This window comes from Bacillus sp. RC51 (assembly GCF_044908115.1).
Taxonomy (GTDB): domain Bacteria; phylum Bacillota; class Bacilli; order Bacillales; family Bacillaceae_G; genus Bacillus_A; species Bacillus_A mycoides.
The window spans coordinates 11991-28463 of sequence record NZ_JBIYCW010000022.1 but is presented as its reverse complement, the minus strand read 5'-3'; the positions used below and the strand labels follow the sequence as shown (position 1 = coordinate 28463).

At 39.3% G+C, this 16473-nt stretch carries 16 protein-coding genes and 1 other annotated feature; all 16 genes read right to left on the bottom strand.

All coding sequences use genetic code 11. The features are described 5' to 3' along the window. Positions 1 to 6: 6 nt before the first annotated feature. The gene (rpoC, locus tag ABH959_RS27535; protein WP_002009783.1) at positions 7 to 3618 is read right to left on the bottom strand and encodes a DNA-directed RNA polymerase subunit beta'; all 3612 of its coding nucleotides are present in this window, start codon (positions 3616 to 3618) and stop codon (positions 7 to 9) included. A gap of 37 nt (positions 3619 to 3655) precedes the next feature. After that, on the bottom strand, positions 3656 to 7189 hold the full coding sequence (gene rpoB, locus ABH959_RS27530; RefSeq protein ID WP_002113316.1) for a DNA-directed RNA polymerase subunit beta: 3534 nt from the start codon (positions 7187 to 7189) through the stop codon (positions 3656 to 3658). Between the two features lie 291 nt (positions 7190 to 7480). Further along, positions 7481 to 8080, bottom strand: a complete 600-nt coding sequence (locus ABH959_RS27525) for a class I SAM-dependent methyltransferase (protein WP_002124684.1) — start codon at positions 8078 to 8080, stop codon at positions 7481 to 7483. 76 nt (positions 8081 to 8156) lie between these two features. Continuing rightward, positions 8157 to 8516 (bottom strand): 50S ribosomal protein L7/L12, encoded by a 360-nt coding sequence (rplL, locus tag ABH959_RS27520; protein WP_002009788.1) that lies wholly within the window; start codon positions 8514 to 8516, stop codon positions 8157 to 8159. A 67-nt stretch (positions 8517 to 8583) separates the two neighbouring features. Further along, a complete protein-coding gene (gene rplJ / locus ABH959_RS27515; RefSeq protein ID WP_002009790.1) occupies positions 8584 to 9084 on the bottom strand; it encodes a 50S ribosomal protein L10 in 501 nt (166 codons plus the stop codon). 39 nt (positions 9085 to 9123) lie between these two features. Further along, positions 9124 to 9269, bottom strand: a sequence feature (ribosomal protein L10 leader region). Between the two features lie 49 nt (positions 9270 to 9318). Next, complete coding sequence (gene rplA, locus ABH959_RS27510) at positions 9319 to 10011, bottom strand: 50S ribosomal protein L1 (protein WP_002009792.1); 693 nt, start codon at positions 10009 to 10011, stop codon at positions 9319 to 9321. A 180-nt stretch (positions 10012 to 10191) separates the two neighbouring features. Further along, entirely contained in the window at positions 10192 to 10617 is a 426-nt protein-coding gene (gene rplK / locus ABH959_RS27505) for a 50S ribosomal protein L11 (protein WP_001085872.1), read from the bottom strand. A gap of 168 nt (positions 10618 to 10785) precedes the next feature. Continuing rightward, positions 10786 to 11319, bottom strand: coding sequence for a transcription termination/antitermination protein NusG (gene nusG, locus ABH959_RS27500; protein WP_002009795.1), 534 nt, complete (start codon positions 11317 to 11319; stop codon positions 10786 to 10788). Between the two features lie 131 nt (positions 11320 to 11450). Continuing rightward, the gene (gene secE / locus ABH959_RS27495) at positions 11451 to 11630 is read right to left on the bottom strand and encodes a preprotein translocase subunit SecE (RefSeq protein WP_002009797.1); all 180 of its coding nucleotides are present in this window, start codon (positions 11628 to 11630) and stop codon (positions 11451 to 11453) included. Between the two features lie 32 nt (positions 11631 to 11662). Beyond that, complete coding sequence (gene rpmG / locus ABH959_RS27490) at positions 11663 to 11809, bottom strand: 50S ribosomal protein L33 (protein WP_012260172.1); 147 nt, start codon at positions 11807 to 11809, stop codon at positions 11663 to 11665. A 128-nt stretch (positions 11810 to 11937) separates the two neighbouring features. Continuing rightward, a complete protein-coding gene (locus ABH959_RS27485; protein WP_002009799.1) occupies positions 11938 to 12597 on the bottom strand; it encodes an RNA polymerase factor sigma-70 in 660 nt (219 codons plus the stop codon). A 67-nt stretch (positions 12598 to 12664) separates the two neighbouring features. Continuing rightward, on the bottom strand, positions 12665 to 13177 hold the full coding sequence (locus ABH959_RS27480; protein ID WP_002009801.1) for an NYN domain-containing protein: 513 nt from the start codon (positions 13175 to 13177) through the stop codon (positions 12665 to 12667). Between the two features lie 3 nt (positions 13178 to 13180). Then, positions 13181 to 13924, bottom strand: coding sequence for a 23S rRNA (guanosine(2251)-2'-O)-methyltransferase RlmB (gene rlmB, locus ABH959_RS27475; RefSeq protein ID WP_002091503.1), 744 nt, complete (start codon positions 13922 to 13924; stop codon positions 13181 to 13183). After that, on the bottom strand, positions 13921 to 14328 hold the full coding sequence (locus tag ABH959_RS27470) for a Mini-ribonuclease 3 (RefSeq protein WP_002204579.1): 408 nt from the start codon (positions 14326 to 14328) through the stop codon (positions 13921 to 13923). The genes rlmB and ABH959_RS27470 overlap by 4 nt, the downstream gene beginning before the upstream one ends. A 2-nt stretch (positions 14329 to 14330) precedes the next feature. Next, the gene (gene cysS / locus ABH959_RS27465; protein ID WP_002191705.1) at positions 14331 to 15728 is read right to left on the bottom strand and encodes a cysteine--tRNA ligase; all 1398 of its coding nucleotides are present in this window, start codon (positions 15726 to 15728) and stop codon (positions 14331 to 14333) included. Then, positions 15709 to 16374 (bottom strand): serine O-acetyltransferase, encoded by a 666-nt coding sequence (gene cysE, locus ABH959_RS27460; RefSeq protein WP_002091498.1) that lies wholly within the window; start codon positions 16372 to 16374, stop codon positions 15709 to 15711. Before cysE ends, cysS begins: the two co-directional genes overlap by 20 nt. Between the last annotated feature and the right edge of the window lie 99 nt (positions 16375 to 16473).

The following is a 16473-nucleotide window of genomic DNA, read 5'->3' as shown; positions in this document are numbered from 1 at the left end:
AAAATTTTACTGTTCCACATAAACTTCATCGTTTTCTACATTCATGTTATCTTGTGTTGTTTTTACAAGATCCACTTTGCGATAACGATTCATACCTGTTCCAGCAGGAACAAGCTTACCGATAATAACATTCTCTTTCAATCCTAGAAGCTCATCGCGTTTACCTTTAATTGCTGCATCTGTTAGAACACGAGTTGTTTCTTGGAATGACGCCGCAGATAAGAACGAATCTGTCTCAAGTGAAGCTTTTGTAATACCAAGTAGAACCGGTCTAGCCGTTGCTGGTTGTTTACCTTTCAGTAACACCTTCGCATTCGCATCAGTAAACTGATGGATATCTAGTAATGTTCCTGGTAATACATCTGTTTCACCCGCATCACTCACACGGACTTTACGTAGCATTTGACGTACCATTACTTCTACGTGTTTGTCACCAATTTCTACCCCTTGCATACGGTATACTTTTTGAACTTCACGTAATAAGTATTCTTGAACTGCTGTAATGTCCGTTACTTTTAGTAATTCCTTCGGATCAATAGAACCTTCTGTTAACTCTTTACCGTGGCTAATTGGCTGTCCTAGAGTTACTTTCAGACGAGCACCGTAAGGAATAGCATACGTACGAGCTTCAACTTCACCCTGTACAACTACTTCTTGGCGATCTTTAACATCGTTGATCGCTGCGATAACACCGTCAATTTCACTGATAACTGCCTGACCTTTCGGATTACGAGCTTCGAAGATCTCTTGGATACGAGGTAAACCTTGTGTGATATCATCTCCGGCAACCCCACCTGTATGGAACGTACGCATCGTTAACTGTGTACCTGGCTCACCGATAGATTGAGCTGCGATAATACCTACCGCTTCTCCTACTTCTACGTCTGTACCAGTTGCTAAGTTACGACCGTAACACTTCTTACATACACCATGGCGAGTATTACACGTAAACGCTGAACGAATGTTTACAGTTTCAACACCCGACTTTTCAACGATATGAGCAATATCTTCAGTAATTAATTGATTTTCAACAACTAATACTTCACCTGTTTCAGGATGTTTTACAGTTTTTCTTGCAAAACGTCCAACAAGACGATCATATAGTGACTCAATAACTTCATTACCCTCTTTAATCGCACCAATTAGTAAACCGCGATCTGTTCCACAATCATCTTGACGAACAATTACATCTTGTGCAACGTCTACAAGACGACGTGTTAAGTAACCAGAATCGGCAGTTTTAAGTGCTGTATCGGCAAGACCTTTACGCGCACCATGCGTAGAGATGAAGTACTCAAGTACTGTTAAACCTTCACGGAAACTCGATTTGATCGGAAGCTCAATGATACGACCAGATGGATTGGCCATCAGACCACGCATACCAGCAAGCTGAGTAAAGTTCGATGCGTTACCACGGGCACCGGAATCACTCATCATGAAGATTGGGTTGCGTTTATTCAAGGATTTCATCAGCTTTCCTTGGATAACATCTTTTGCATTACTCCAAATAGAGATAACGCGATCGTAACGTTCTTCTTCCGTAATTAAACCGCGACGGAATTGTTTAATTACATTATCTACTTTTGCTTGTGCTTCATGGAGAATTTCATCTTTTTCACCTAATACAAGAATATCTGATACCCCAACTGTAATACCAGCTTTTGTAGAGTATTTAAATCCTAAGTTTTTCATACGGTCAAGCATGCGAGACGTTTCTGTAATTTGGAAACGTTTGAATACTTCCGCAATAATGTTACCAAGGATTTTCTTGCTAAATGGTGCCACTTCTTCGCGACTAGCAATAATTTCTTTAATGTTCGCACCTTTTTCAACGAAATATTCCGCTGGTGTTTCTTTTTCAAGGTTTGAGTTTGTTGGTTCATTAATATAAGGGAACGACTCTGGTAAGATTTCGTTAAATATTAATTTACCAACTGTTGTTAATAGAAGCTTACTCTTTTGCTCTTCAGTAAACGTTACATTATTTACCGAACTCGCAGCAACTGCAACACGTGTGTGCAGATGTACATATCCATTTTGGTATGCAAGTATTGCTTCGTTTGCATCTTTGAAGACCATACCTTCACCGATTGCACCCTCGCGCTCAAGTGTTAAGTAATAGTTACCTAATACCATATCCTGAGATGGAGTAACAACTGGTTTTCCGTCTTTTGGATTCAAGATGTTTTGTGCCGCTAACATAAGAATACGAGCTTCTGCTTGTGCCTCTGATGATAACGGAACGTGAACCGCCATTTGGTCACCGTCAAAGTCCGCGTTGTATGCAGTACATACAAGTGGGTGAAGACGGATTGCACGACCTTCTACTAGTGTAGGTTCAAACGCCTGGATACCAAGACGGTGAAGTGTTGGTGCGCGGTTTAGAAGTACTGGATGCTCTTTGATCACAGATTCTAAAACGTCCCAAACTTCAGGGTGTACACGCTCGATTTTACGTTTAGCACTCTTAATGTTGTGTGCTAATCCTTTTCCAACTAACTCTTTCATAACGAAAGGTTTAAACAATTCCAGTGCCATTTCTTTCGGTAATCCACATTGGTACATCTTTAAGTTCGGTCCTACAACGATTACAGAACGGCCAGAGTAGTCAACACGTTTACCTAATAAGTTTTGACGGAAACGTCCTTGTTTACCTTTAAGCATGTGAGATAGTGATTTTAATGGACGGTTACCTGGTCCAGTAACTGGACGGCCACGGCGACCATTATCGATTAATGCGTCTACAGCTTCTTGTAACATACGTTTTTCGTTTTGAACGATGATGCTTGGTGCACCTAAGTCCAATAGACGTTTTAAACGGTTGTTACGGTTAATTACACGACGATATAAGTCGTTTAAGTCAGAAGTAGCAAAACGTCCACCATCTAACTGTACCATTGGGCGTAGTTCTGGTGGGATAACTGGAAGAACCTCTAAGATCATCCAAGATGGGTGATTTCCAGAGTTACGGAATGCTTCTAATACTTCTAGACGTTTAATAGCACGAGTACGGCGTTGTCCTTGTGCTGTTTTTAATTCTTCTTTTAAGAAGTCTACTTCTTTATCTAAATCGATGTCTTGCAGTAATTTTTTAATCGCTTCTGCACCCATAGCAGCATGGAATGTACTGCCATATCGATCACGATATGCACGGTATTCTTTTTCAGAAAGTAATTGCTTCTTATCAAGTGGTGTATCTCCACTTTCTGTTACAACATAAGAAGCGAAATAAATTACTTCTTCAAGCGCGCGAGGGGACATGTCTAAGACAAGTCCCATGCGGCTCGGGATACCTTTGAAATACCAAATATGAGATACAGGAGCAGCTAATTCGATATGACCCATACGTTCACGACGAACTTTTGCACGCGTTACTTCAACGCCACATCGATCACAAACTACACCTTTATAACGTACACGTTTATATTTTCCGCAATGACATTCCCAGTCCTTTTGTGGTCCGAAAATACGCTCACAGAACAAGCCATCTTTTTCAGGCTTTAACGTACGATAGTTAATTGTTTCTGGTTTCTTAACTTCACCGTATGACCAAGAACGAATCTTGTCAGGTGAAGCAAGTCCAATCTTCATATATTCAAAGTTATTTACATCTATCAAGGGGCCTACCTCCCTTTTAGTCTACAGGTTATCCCAATTATTCCTTAGTTGTCTCAACTTCAACATTCAATTTATCTGCTGATTGATGATCATCGTCATCTTCCGTATCACGCATTTCAATTTCTGTATCGTTGATAGACATCATTTTAACGTCCATACCTAAACTTTGCAGTTCTTTAATCAATACTTTGAATGATTCAGGAACACCTGGTTCTGGAACATTTTCACCTTTAACAATTGCTTCATACGTCTTAACACGTCCAATAACATCATCAGACTTCACTGTTAAGATTTCTTGAAGAGTATAAGCAGCACCATAAGCTTCAAGTGCCCAAACCTCCATCTCACCGAAACGCTGTCCACCGAACTGAGCTTTACCTCCAAGAGGTTGCTGCGTTACAAGTGAGTATGGTCCAGTAGAACGAGCATGAAGTTTATCGTCAACCATGTGCGCAAGTTTGATCATATACATGACACCAACAGATACACGGTTATCGAATGGCTCACCAGTACGTCCGTCATACAGGATTGTTTTCGCGTCATTTGCCATACCAGCTTCTTCAATTGTGCCCCATACATCTTCCTCACGAGCACCATCGAATACTGGTGTTGCAATGTGAATGCCAAGGTATCTTGCTGCCATACCAAGATGAAGCTCTAATACCTGACCGATATTCATACGAGATGGTACCCCTAATGGGTTTAACATGATATCGATTGGCGTACCATCTGGTAAGTAAGGCATATCTTCTTCCGGTAAAATACGGGAAATAACACCTTTGTTACCATGACGACCGGCCATTTTGTCACCTTCAGAAATTTTACGCTTTTGAACGATATATGCACGTACAAGTTGATTCACGCCTGGTGGCAATTCATCGCCATCTTCACGGTTAAACACTTTTACGTCTAATATAATACCGCCACCACCGTGTGGTACACGTAGTGATGTATCACGTACTTCACGTGCTTTTTCACCGAAGATTGCATGTAATAGACGTTCTTCTGCCGTTAATTCTGTTACACCTTTTGGCGTTACTTTACCAACAAGTAGATCTCCATCTTTTACTTCAGCACCGACGCGAATAATACCGCGCTCGTCAAGATTACGAAGTGCATCTTCTCCAACATTCGGGATATCACGTGTAATTTCTTCTGGTCCAAGCTTCGTATCACGAGCTTCTGATTCATATTCTTCAATATGGATAGAAGTGTACACATCATCTTTTACAAGGCGCTCACTCATGATGATCGCATCCTCATAGTTATAACCGTCCCATGTCATAAAGCCAACAAGCACGTTACGTCCAAGCGCCAGTTCACCTAGTTCCATAGAAGGACCATCCGCAAGGATTTCACCTTTTACAACTTGGTCTCCAACACTTACGATTGGACGTTGGTTGTAGCAAGTTCCTTGGTTAGAACGAATGAATTTTTGCATTTTGTAGCGATCTAAGTCGCCTTTTACTGTTTGACCGTCAACGTCTACATAGCGACGTACCCAAACTTCACGTGCTTCTACGCGCTCAACAACACCAGGCTGTTTACAGATTACTGCAGCACCTGAGTCTTTTGCTGATACGTACTCCATACCTGTACCTACAATCGGAGATTCCGGATTTATTAACGGAACCGCCTGACGTTGCATGTTCGCTCCCATAAGTGCGCGGTTAGAGTCATCGTTTTCTAAGAACGGAATACAAGCTGTCGCTGCCGACACTACTTGTTTTGGAGATACATCCATGTAGTCGATGCGTTCTTTATTTGTGACAATGTTTTCACCACGGAAACGAGCTACGATATCTTCATCAAGGAATTCCCCTACTTCAGATAATTTCATATTCGCTTGGGCTACAACATAGTTATCTTCTTCATCTGCCGTTAAATAATCAACCTGCCCTGTTACAAGACCAGTTTCTGGGTCAACACGACGGTATGGCGTTTCAATGAAACCAAACTCATTTACTTTCGCAAACGAAGATAATGAGTTAATCAAACCGATGTTTGGTCCCTCTGGCGTTTCAATTGGACACATACGACCATAGTGAGAGTAGTGAACGTCACGTACTTCAAAGCCTGCGCGCTCACGCGTTAAACCACCGGGTCCTAATGCAGATAGTCTTCGTTTGTGAGTTAACTCTGCTAATGGGTTTGTTTGATCCATGAACTGAGATAACTGAGAACTTCCGAAGAACTCTTTAATAGATGCAATAACCGGGCGAATGTTAATTAACGCTTGTGGTGTAATTGCATTTGTATCTTGAATCGACATTCTCTCACGAACAACACGTTCCATACGAGAAAGACCGATACGGAATTGGTTTTGTAGTAACTCTCCTACAGAACGCAGACGACGATTTCCTAAGTGGTCAATATCATCTGTATCCCCTACTTTATATAGCAAGTTAAAGAAGTAGCTAATAGAAGCAAGAATATCACCTGGTGTGATGTGTTTTATATCACGAGTAATATTTGCATTCCCAATTACGTTTATAGATCGTTCGCCTTCTGATTCTGGAGCATAAATCTTAATAGATTGCAGCTCAACATCGCCTGCTACCACTCCACCCATTGGTTTCGCTGTTTTGAATCCAATGTTTTTCTCTAAGTAAGGTAGAATGCGATCCAGTGTACGACGATCTAAGACTGTTCCTTCTGCCGCTAAAATTTCACCAGTTTCTGGATCCACCAGTGTTTCAGCTAAACGTTGGTTAAACAATCTGTTTTTAATGTGTAGCTTTTTGTTGATCTTATAGCGACCTACATTTGCTAAATCGTAGCGCTTCGGATCAAAGAAACGAGACACAAGTAAGCTCTTTGCATTTTCTACTGTTGGTGGTTCACCAGGGCGTAGACGCTCATAAATTTCAAGCAATGCTTTCTCTGTGCTATCTGTGTTGTCTTTTTCTAACGTATTGCTTAAGTATTCGTTATCACCTAAAAGCTCGGTGATTTCTTGATCAGAGCCAAACCCTAATGCGCGTAACAAAACAGTTACAGGAAGTTTACGCGTACGGTCAATACGCACATATACAACATCCTTAGCATCTGTTTCATACTCTAACCAAGCTCCGCGGTTTGGAATTACAGTAGCAGTAAAACCACGTTTTCCGTTTTTATCCACTTTGCCACTATAGTATACGCTTGGAGAGCGAACTAACTGGGAAACGATAACACGTTCTGCACCGTTAATTACGAATGTTCCAGTCTCTGTCATGAGTGGGAAATCTCCCATGAACACATCTTGTTCTTTTACTTCACCAGTTTCCTTGTTGATTAGACGCACTTTTACACGAAGTGGTGCTGCATACGTCACATCACGCTCTTTGCATTCTTCTACAGAGTATTTAGGTTCACCCAAGCTGTAGTCGATAAATTCAAGCGATAGATTTCCCGTAAAGTCTTCGATCGGAGAAATGTCTTGGAACATTTCTCGCAAACCCTCATCAAGAAACCACTGATAAGAAGAGGTTTGAATTTCGATAAGATTTGGTAACTCTAATACTTCACTAATACGGGCATAACTTCTTCGTTGGCGGTGGCGTCCGTATTGAACTAGTTGACCTGTCAACTGCTTCACCCCTCAAATCATGAGTATTATAAATGCACAAAAAAATTTGTGCAAAATCACAAATAAATACAACTACTGCTATTAGCGTAGTTTTTTTCTCTTAAAGATAGATACGTTGAGTCTTTCTACCTGCTCAAAAAAGAAAAATGGCTTCTATAAGAAAACCATCATTCTGTTTCATAATCTGCTGATTTTACTATCTTTTCCAAGAGAAGCAAAAATATACATCTTTCTCAACGCAGAAAATCATATATTGGCATTGTATAATGTTAACATAGCCAAAAATAACCGTCAACGCTTTTTTGATTTTATGATATAATATCCTTTTTTCTTTTCTACAACTTCAACTTCAGAAAATACTTCTTCTAGTTTTTTCATCGCAGATGGCGCACCTTGTTTCTTTTGAATAACAATCCACAATTCTCCACCTGAAACTAAATACTCCACAGCCTTTTCTAAAATCTCATGCACGATATCTTTACCAGCACGAATTGGAGGATTAGATAGAATAACAGCATACTTGCCATCTACATTTTCATAGACACTACTTTGCAAAATACGTATATTTTCAATTCTGTTATTAGCGGCATTTTCTTTTGCAAGTCCCAAGGCCCTTTCATTCACATCCACCATGTGAATTTCACGATTTTGAAACTCTTTCGCTAACGACAAACCGATTGGACCGTACCCACATCCTACGTCTAACACATTACCTTTAACATCTGGCATTTGAAACGCTTCAATTAAAAGACGAGAACCAAAGTCCACTTCGTTTTTCGAGAACACCCCATGGTCAGATAAAAAAGTAAATCGAGATTCACGAAGTGTAACTTCCCATCGTTTACGATCACTTTTACTAGAAGGGTCGTTAGAAAAATAATGGTCTGCCATATGGCCACCTCTTTTCTTTACAGTTAAAAAAAAAGCTCGCATAAGAGCGAGCTTTTTTTAAAGCACCAAAAGTTAATTACTTAACTTCTACAGCAGCGCCAACTTCTTCAAGTTTAGCTTTCATTTCTTCAGCTTCCTCTTTAGTAACGCCTTCTTTGATTGCTTTTGGAGTGTTGTCAACTAATTCTTTAGCTTCTTTTAAGCCAAGACCAGTGATTTCACGTACAGCTTTGATAACTTTGATTTTTTGAGCGCCAGCACTTGCAAGTACTACGTCAAATTCAGTTTGCTCAGCAGCAGCTTCACCAGCGCCACCAGCTACAGCTACAGGAGCAGCAGCAGTTACGCCGAATTCTTCCTCGATAGCTTTTACTAAGTCGTTAAGTTCTAATACAGTCATAGATTTAACTGCTTCAATGATTTGTTCTTTAGTCATTGTAAATATCCTCCCTTAAATAGGTTTGTATTGTTTTATAGATAACAAGTAATTATCTTTTAAAAAATTAAGCGCCTTGCTCTTCCTTTTGATCTGCAACTGCTTTAGTAGCAAGTGCAAGGTTACGGATTGGAGCTTGAAGAACGCTAAGAAGCATAGAAAGTAAGCCTTCACGTGATGGAAGAGTAGCGATAGCTTTAACCTCATCAAGTGTTACAAGTTTACCTTCGATTACGCCCGCTTTAATTTCTAAAGCTTCATGATTTTTAGCGAAGTCGTTTAATACTTTCGCAGGAGCAACTACATCCTCGTTACTGAACGCGATTGCGTTTGGTCCTGTTAAGAATTCGTTTAACTCAGCCATTTCAGCAGACTCTGCAGCACGACGAGTTAAAGAGTTTTTGTAAACTTTGAACTCAACGCCAGCTTCACGTAAGTTTTTACGTAATTCTGTTGCTTCAGAAACTGTTAAACCACGGTAGTCAACAACAATTGTAGATTTACTCGCGCGAAGTTTTTCAGCGATTTCAGTTACAACTTGTTGTTTAGTTTCGATTACTTTGCTCATGTTATTACACCTCCTGTAGATTATATAGAAGATGTACCGAAAGTGCACTAAAAACCTCCATGCCCAACTTGTAGACATGGAGGCATATAGTCACAGAAAAAAGATTCCGCTTCGTATATTAACACCTAGGTAGGAAATTAAGTCGAATCGACTCCTACTGTCTACGGTACACTATTAAAATTCACAACATAAATGATTATATTAAAACTTCTTTATGAAGTCAACTTCCAATTTTTACGCAAGTGTAGAAACATCTACGCGTACGCCAGGTCCCATTGTAGAAGCAACAGTTGCGTTCTTCATGTAAGTACCTTTTGCAGCAGCTGGCTTAGCTTTTTGTAGCGTGTCAGCAATTGTTTTGAAGTTTTCTACTAATTTAGCATCTTCGAAAGATACTTTACCGATTGGAACGTGGATGTTACCAGCTTTATCAACGCGGTATTCAACTTTACCAGCTTTGATTTCGTTAACAGCTTTAGTTACATCGAAAGTAACTGTTCCAGTTTTAGGGTTTGGCATTAAACCTTTAGGTCCTAATACGCGACCAAGTTTACCAACTTCACCCATCATGTCAGGAGTTGCTACTACTACATCGAAATCGAACCAACCTTTTTGGATTTTACCGATGTAATCAGCATCGCCTACGAATTCAGCGCCAGCAGCTTCAGCTTCTTTTGCTTTTTCGCCTTTAGCGAATACTAATACACGTTGTACTTTACCAGTACCGTGTGGAAGAACAACTGCACCACGAATTTGTTGGTCAGCTTTCTTAGGGTCAACACCTAAACGGAATGCAGCTTCTACAGTTGCATCAAATTTAGCTGTGTTTGTTTTCTTTACTAATTCTACTGCTTCTGTTGCAGAGTAAGCAGATGCACGATCAACAAGCTTCGCAGCTTCAACGTACTTTTTACCTCTTTTAGCCATGTTTGTTTCCTCCTTGAATGTGGTTTTAGCGGAATAACCTCCCACGTTTACGCCTTCATTCCGGGAACCCCCGAGGATGTGCGCCCATCCATTTATTTAAAAATGATGATCATTTACGATAATAAAGGTTGCGAATTGGAATTCCAGACCCGCAACCTTTTTTACAAAAAACAAATCGAATTAGTCTTCGATAACGATGCCCATACTGCGCGCAGTACCTTCAACCATACGCATTGCAGCTTCTACGCTAGCAGCGTTTAGGTCAGGCATTTTAGTTTCAGCGATTTCGCGTACTTTATCACGCTTAACAGTTGCCACTTTATTACGGTTTGGTTCACCAGAACCAGACTCAATACCAGCTACTTTCTTAAGAAGAACAGCAGCAGGAGGAGTTTTAGTAATGAAAGTGAATGAACGGTCCTCAAATACCGTAATTTCAACAGGGATGATAAGACCAGCTTGATCAGCTGTACGAGCGTTAAACTCTTTACAGAAGCCCATGATGTTAACACCTGCTTGTCCTAATGCTGGACCAACCGGCGGAGCTGGATTAGCTTTACCTGCAGGAATCTGAAGTTTTACCATTTTAATTACCTTTTTAGCCACGAGACACACCTCCTTAAGTCCGTGATGTGGTCAATTGGGCAGTGATTTGCCCTCCCACTTCATATTTTATCATAATGATAAAATCTTTTTCAAAAAACGTCTCCGTTACCGAAGACGTACTGACTTAAAAGATATTATCACTTTTTACAATTCATTTCAAGTTTCATTTTATAATTTTTCGATTTGATGGAAATCAAGTTCAACCGGAGTCTCGCGACCGAACATGTCTACAAGCACGCTAACTTTTTTCTTTTCCACATCAATTTCTTCAATCGCACCTGTATAATCCGCGAATGGTCCCTCATTTACACGCACTGTTTCATGAAGTTCAAATTCGAAATCAACCACTTCATTGTCCATTCCCATATGCTTCATGATGGTAACAACTTCCTCTTCTAATAGAGGCGATGGTTTAGATCCTGAACCAGAAGAACCGACAAAACCTGTTACACCTGGCGTGTTACGAACAACATACCAAGAATCGTCAGTCATGATTAGTTCTACTAATACGTAACCTGGGAACACTTTTCTTTTCGTTATTTTTTCTTTACCATTTTTCATTTCTACTTCTACTTCTTCCGGGACAACAACACGGAAAATTTTATCTTGCATACCCATTGATTCTACACGTTTCTCTAGGTTTGCTTTTACTTTATTTTCATATCCAGAATAAGTATGGACAACATACCAACTTTTTTCCATTCATTTAGGACGAGCGTCCTTCCCTCCCTGACGTACATTTTTTTGCGCAAATGAAAAAACCCGTTCACCGGGCTTTTACACAGTTCTTATAAATAACATTATATCATGGATAAGTGCTTCTTATTCAAGAATTAACCAAGAATTAACCGAATTAAAGAAGAAATGCCCATATCAACCACTGCGAAGAAAATCGCAAAGAACACAACTGTCGCAATAACAGTCGTTGTTGAGCGGAGTAATTCATCTTTTTTAGGCCAACTTACTTTTTTCATTTCGCGACCTACATCGCCGAAAAAGTTCGTTAAACGCATCTACGGGACCTCCAGTGTATTATTTCAATTATTTATTTTGTTTCTTTGTGAACTGTATGCTTATTGCATGTTTTACAAAACTTCTTTATCTCAAGTCGCTCTACTGAGCTCGTATCTTTCATCGTAGAGTAGTTTCGATTTTTACACTCTTCACATGAGAGTACAACTTTTTTCCTCATTAGTTACACCAACCTTGTAACATTGTCCCTAAAAATGTATCATACAACAAAAGATAATGTCAATGTCATGACTTTCACTCTCTTAACAAAAAGAAAACAGGTGAATTATTTTACACCTGCGGCACTTGCTATGAATTTAAAGTTGTACTCTCTCTCATCTCCATATATCTTTCTAATTTCCTTTTTACACGCTGCAATGCGTTATCAATAGATTTCACGTGCCTGTTTAACTGTTCTGAAATTTCTTGATAGGAACGACCATCTAAGTATAAAGAGAGCACTTTTCTTTCTAAATCGCTTAATAATTCAGATATTTTTGATTCTATGTCTGTATATTCTTCCTGACTTATAATCATCTCTTCTGGATCAGTTACTTTCGATTCCGAAATAACATCTAATAATGTTCGATCAGATTCCTCATCGTAAATTGGCTTGTCTAAAGACACATACGAATTTAACGGAATATGTTTTTGCCTTGTTGCTGTTTTAATAGCGGTAATAATTTGTCGAGTGATACACAGTTCAGCAAATGCTTTGAACGAAGACAGCTTGTCCCCTTTATAATCACGAATGGCTTTAAACAATCCAATCATGCCTTCTTGAACAATATCTTCTCGATCGGCACCCACCAAGAAATAAGATCTTGATTTCGCGCGAACAAAGTTCTTATATTTGTGAATTAAATATTCTAGAGCGTCAGTATTACCTTTTCGAACTAACTCAACGATTGCCTCATCCTCTAAATCACGAAATGTAACGTCGCCTACACTTACGAAGCCTGCTTCCACCTTGATCCCTCCGACCGCTATATATTTAGCAATATTATACAGTAAAAAGATAAAGAGCGTCAATGCTTCAACGCTCTCCTCTTCTTAATTTTTCTAATTTTTCTGTAATATCCTCACTAAATATCTTTCGCATGGCGGGTTGCTTTTCTTTCGTGTCTTTTGTACACCTTCTTACTTGTTGTTCCATCGCTTGCACTTCTAACTCTAATTCACGCGCAGATTTTCGAAGTGCACCTTGCGCAAATATAATCCATTGCTCCGTATAATCCGAAGTTGCAACGTATATTTGTGTATTTATATTTCTAAGCTCAATTGCAAGTTGTTCTATCTTTTCATCTGCAGTTTGATTTTTTCTCGTGAATATTACTTCCACCCGTGATTGTTTCATCTTTTTTTCAATACCATAGACTGTATAGGCATCAAAGACAATCATTACCTTTGTGCCTGTATAGCCTTGATAATCCGCCATCTTATCAATAAGTGCGTCTCTTGATGACTGTAAATCTACATCCCGCAGTTTCTTCAAGTCTCCCCAAGCCCCGATAATGTTGTAACCGTCAACGATTAAAATATCGTTCATTTTTTATTTACCAATTTCGTGACGTTTACGATATACCTCATACATTAACAAACTTGCGGCTACTGAAGCATTTAAGGATGTAACTTTACCGACCATCGGTAAAGTAATTAGGAAATCACACTTTTCACCGATAATACGACTCATACCTTTTCCTTCACTACCAATTACTAGTCCGATTGGCATATTACCATCTAAATTACGGTAATCTGTTTTCCCTTTGGCATCTGTACCAGCAATCCAAAGTCCACGTTCTTTTAATTCATCAATTGTACGCGATAAATTTGTTACACGTGCAACAGGAATATATTCAATTGCCCCAGTCGACGCTTTCGCAACTGACGCTGTAAGCCCCACCGCTCTTCTTTTTGGAATAATAACCCCATGAGCCCCTGTTGCATCCGCAGTACGCATAATAGAGCCTAAGTTATGCGGGTCTTCAATTTCATCTAAAATTAAGAAGAACGGATCTTCATTGCGTTTTTCTGCTAATTTAAACAAATCCTCTAACTCAGCATATTGATATGCAGCTACTTGAGCAATTACACCTTGATGATTACCCTCAACCAATTGATCTAATTTCTTCTTTGGTGCGTGTTGCAAAATAACCTTATTCTCTTTTGCTAATGCTAGTACAATTTGCACTTGTCCTTTGGCAGCACCTTCCGCTACCAAAATTTTATTAATATCTCGCCCCGCTCTTAAAGCTTCAATTACAGGGTTACGTCCGATAATATATTCACTACTCATGATGATGTGCTCCCTTCCTTTTCTTCCAAAACGTCAATCGCCTTATATACAATCTCGTCCAATCTTTCACGATTATTCAACAAGTGATGATAACCGATTAGCGCTTCAAAGGCTGTACTGTGTCGATATGTTTGTACATCTGTATTTTTTGGAACAGTACCCGAATTCGCATTACGCCCTCTTCTTAATACCGCCTCTTCCTCTTCTGTCAAAAATGCCGTTTCTAATAAATGATAAACAACTTTCGCCTGTGCTTTTGCCGAAACAAAGCCCGTCCCTAAGCGATGTAATTGATTAGGGCGAACTTTCCCCTTTTGAAGGAGGTGATAGCGGATATATTGCTCATATACCGCATCACCCATATATGCTAAAGCTAAGCTGTTCAATTGCTTTGCATCAATCATTCTTATCCTCTTTTCCATCTTGTACCTTGAGCGGTATCTTCTAAAATAATATTACGTCCCTTTAAATCATCGCGAATTTGATCAGATAGTGCGAAGTCACGATTTTGACGAGCTTCAATACGCTTTTGGATTAGTGCTTCAATTTCTTCATCAAGCAACTCTTCTTGCGCTAATTCTAATCCTAAAATACTAAATAATGTTTCAAGTTGTTTTACATACGCTTCAATTACAACTTTAGAAGTATGTTCTTCTAACAAATATTGATTTGCGTAATTTGCTACGTTATATAATTCAGTAATCGCATTAGCCGTATTGAAATCATCATCCATCGCTTCTTCGAATGCAACCTGGAACTTTTCCATTTCAGCTAACCATTTTTCATTATGGTCCGTTAAATCCGTACTACTTTCCATACGATGCTTTAAGTTACCGTAAGCTGTTTTAATTCTTTCTAGTCCATTATTAGTACTTTGCAATAAATCCTCGCTAAAGTTAATTGGGTGACGGTAATGTACCGATAGCATAAAGAACCTGATTAACTGTGGATCATATTGTTTAATGATATCGTGAACTAAAATGAAGTTTCCAAGCGACTTAGACATCTTCTCGTTATTAATATTAATATATCCGTTATGCATCCAATAACGTGCAAATGTTTTTCCTGTCAACGCCTCAGACTGCGCAATTTCATTTTCATGATGAGGAAATGCCAAATCTTGACCACCAGCATGAATATCAATTGTATCCCCTAAATATTTACGCGCCATTGCTGAGCATTCAATATGCCACCCTGGGCGTCCTTTCCCCCAAGGGCTTTCCCAGAAGATTTCTCCTTCTTTCGCAGCTTTCCATAAAGCAAAGTCAAGAGGGTCTTGTTTCTTTTCTCCTACTTCAATACGTGCACCGTGACGTAAGTCTGCAATCGGTTGATGTGATAATTTACCGTAACCTTCGAATTCTTTCGTTTTAAAGTACACATCACCTTCTGATTCATATGCATACCCTTTATTCACAAGTTCTTGAATAAATTCAATAATGATATCCATATTTTCCGTTACACGTGGATGAACCGTTGCATGTTTGCAACCTAGTGCCGTTACATCTTCAAAGTAAGCTTCAACAAAACGATCTGCAATTGTTGGCACATCTTCACCTAATTCATTTGCCGCCTTAATTAATTTATCATCCACGTCAGTAAAGTTAGATACATACTGCACATCATATCCTTTATATTCTAAGTAACGGCGTACTGTATCAAACACCATAGGTGGTCTTGCATTCCCAATGTGAATGTAGTTATACACTGTAGGTCCGCACACATACATCTTTACCTTATTTTCTTCTAATGGCATAAACTCTTCTTTTTGACGCGTTAACGTATTATAAATGTGAATAGTCATTTTTATCCTTCCTTCCTACCTTTACTTCGAGTTGCTTTCTCAATTTATCAAGTTCTACTTCCATAACCTTTAATTTATCAAAAATCGGATCCGGAAGATCAGAATGATTTAATTCTTGACCAATCTTTACTCCATTTTGAATAACGACTCGGCCAGGTATACCTACAACTGTAGAATGCGCAGGAACTTCCTTTAACACGACAGATCCTGCTCCAATTTTAGAATTCTCTCCAATAGTAATAGAACCTAGTACTTTAGCACCTGTTGCAATTAATACATTATCCTGAATTGTAGGGTGCCTCTTTCCTTTTTCTTTACCTGTACCACCTAATGTGACACCTTGATAAATTGTTACGTTTTCGCCAATTTCACACGTTTCTCCAATTACAACCCCCATTCCATGATCAATGAAAAAACGACGACCAATAGTTGCTCCTGGATGAATCTCAATGCCAGTAAAAAAACGACTAACTTGCGAAATCCAACGTGCCATAAAGAAAAAATTCCTTTTATAAAAAGCATGTGCAATTCGATGGGCCCAAACTGCATGTAATCCAGAGTAAGTTAAAATGACTTCGAAATAACTTCTTGCCGCTGGATCCTGTTCAAAAACGACTTCAATATCTTCCCGAAGCCTCTTAAACATCGATGTTCCCTCCCCTTTATGGGCTGCTTTTTTCGAGTGAACTAACTCCCCACTTCCCCCTAAATCTTTATACAAGGGGATAAAACTTATACTCACACC

Bases quoted from the DNA above. Each gene is read 5' to 3' on its own strand.
- secE (WP_002009797.1), bottom strand. From the start codon at position 11,630: ATGCGTTTAACGAACTTTTTCGGCGATGTAGGTCGCGAAATGAAAAAA.
- rlmB (WP_002091503.1), bottom strand. From the start codon at position 13,924: ATGAGTAGTGAATATATTATCGGACGTAACCCTGTAATTGAAGCTTTA.
- rplA (WP_002009792.1), bottom strand. From the start codon at position 10,011: ATGGCTAAAAGAGGTAAAAAGTACGTTGAAGCTGCGAAGCTTGTTGAT.
- rplL (WP_002009788.1), bottom strand. From the start codon at position 8,516: ATGACTAAAGAACAAATCATTGAAGCAGTTAAATCTATGACTGTATTA.
- ABH959_RS27470 (WP_002204579.1), bottom strand. From the start codon at position 14,328: ATGATTGATGCAAAGCAATTGAACAGCTTAGCTTTAGCATATATGGGT.
- rpmG (WP_012260172.1), bottom strand. From the start codon at position 11,809: ATGAGGAAAAAAGTTGTACTCTCATGTGAAGAGTGTAAAAATCGAAAC.
- nusG (WP_002009795.1), bottom strand. From the start codon at position 11,319: ATGGAAAAAAGTTGGTATGTTGTCCATACTTATTCTGGATATGAAAAT.
- cysE (WP_002091498.1), bottom strand. From the start codon at position 16,374: ATGTTTAAGAGGCTTCGGGAAGATATTGAAGTCGTTTTTGAACAGGAT.
- cysS (WP_002191705.1), bottom strand. From the start codon at position 15,728: ATGACTATTCACATTTATAATACGTTAACGCGTCAAAAAGAAGAGTTT.
- ABH959_RS27525 (WP_002124684.1), bottom strand. From the start codon at position 8,080: ATGGCAGACCATTATTTTTCTAACGACCCTTCTAGTAAAAGTGATCGT.
- rplJ (WP_002009790.1), bottom strand. From the start codon at position 9,084: ATGAGCAAAGTAATCGAAACTAAACAACAAGTTGTAACTGAAATCGCT.
- ABH959_RS27480 (WP_002009801.1), bottom strand. From the start codon at position 13,177: ATGAACGATATTTTAATCGTTGACGGTTACAACATTATCGGGGCTTGG.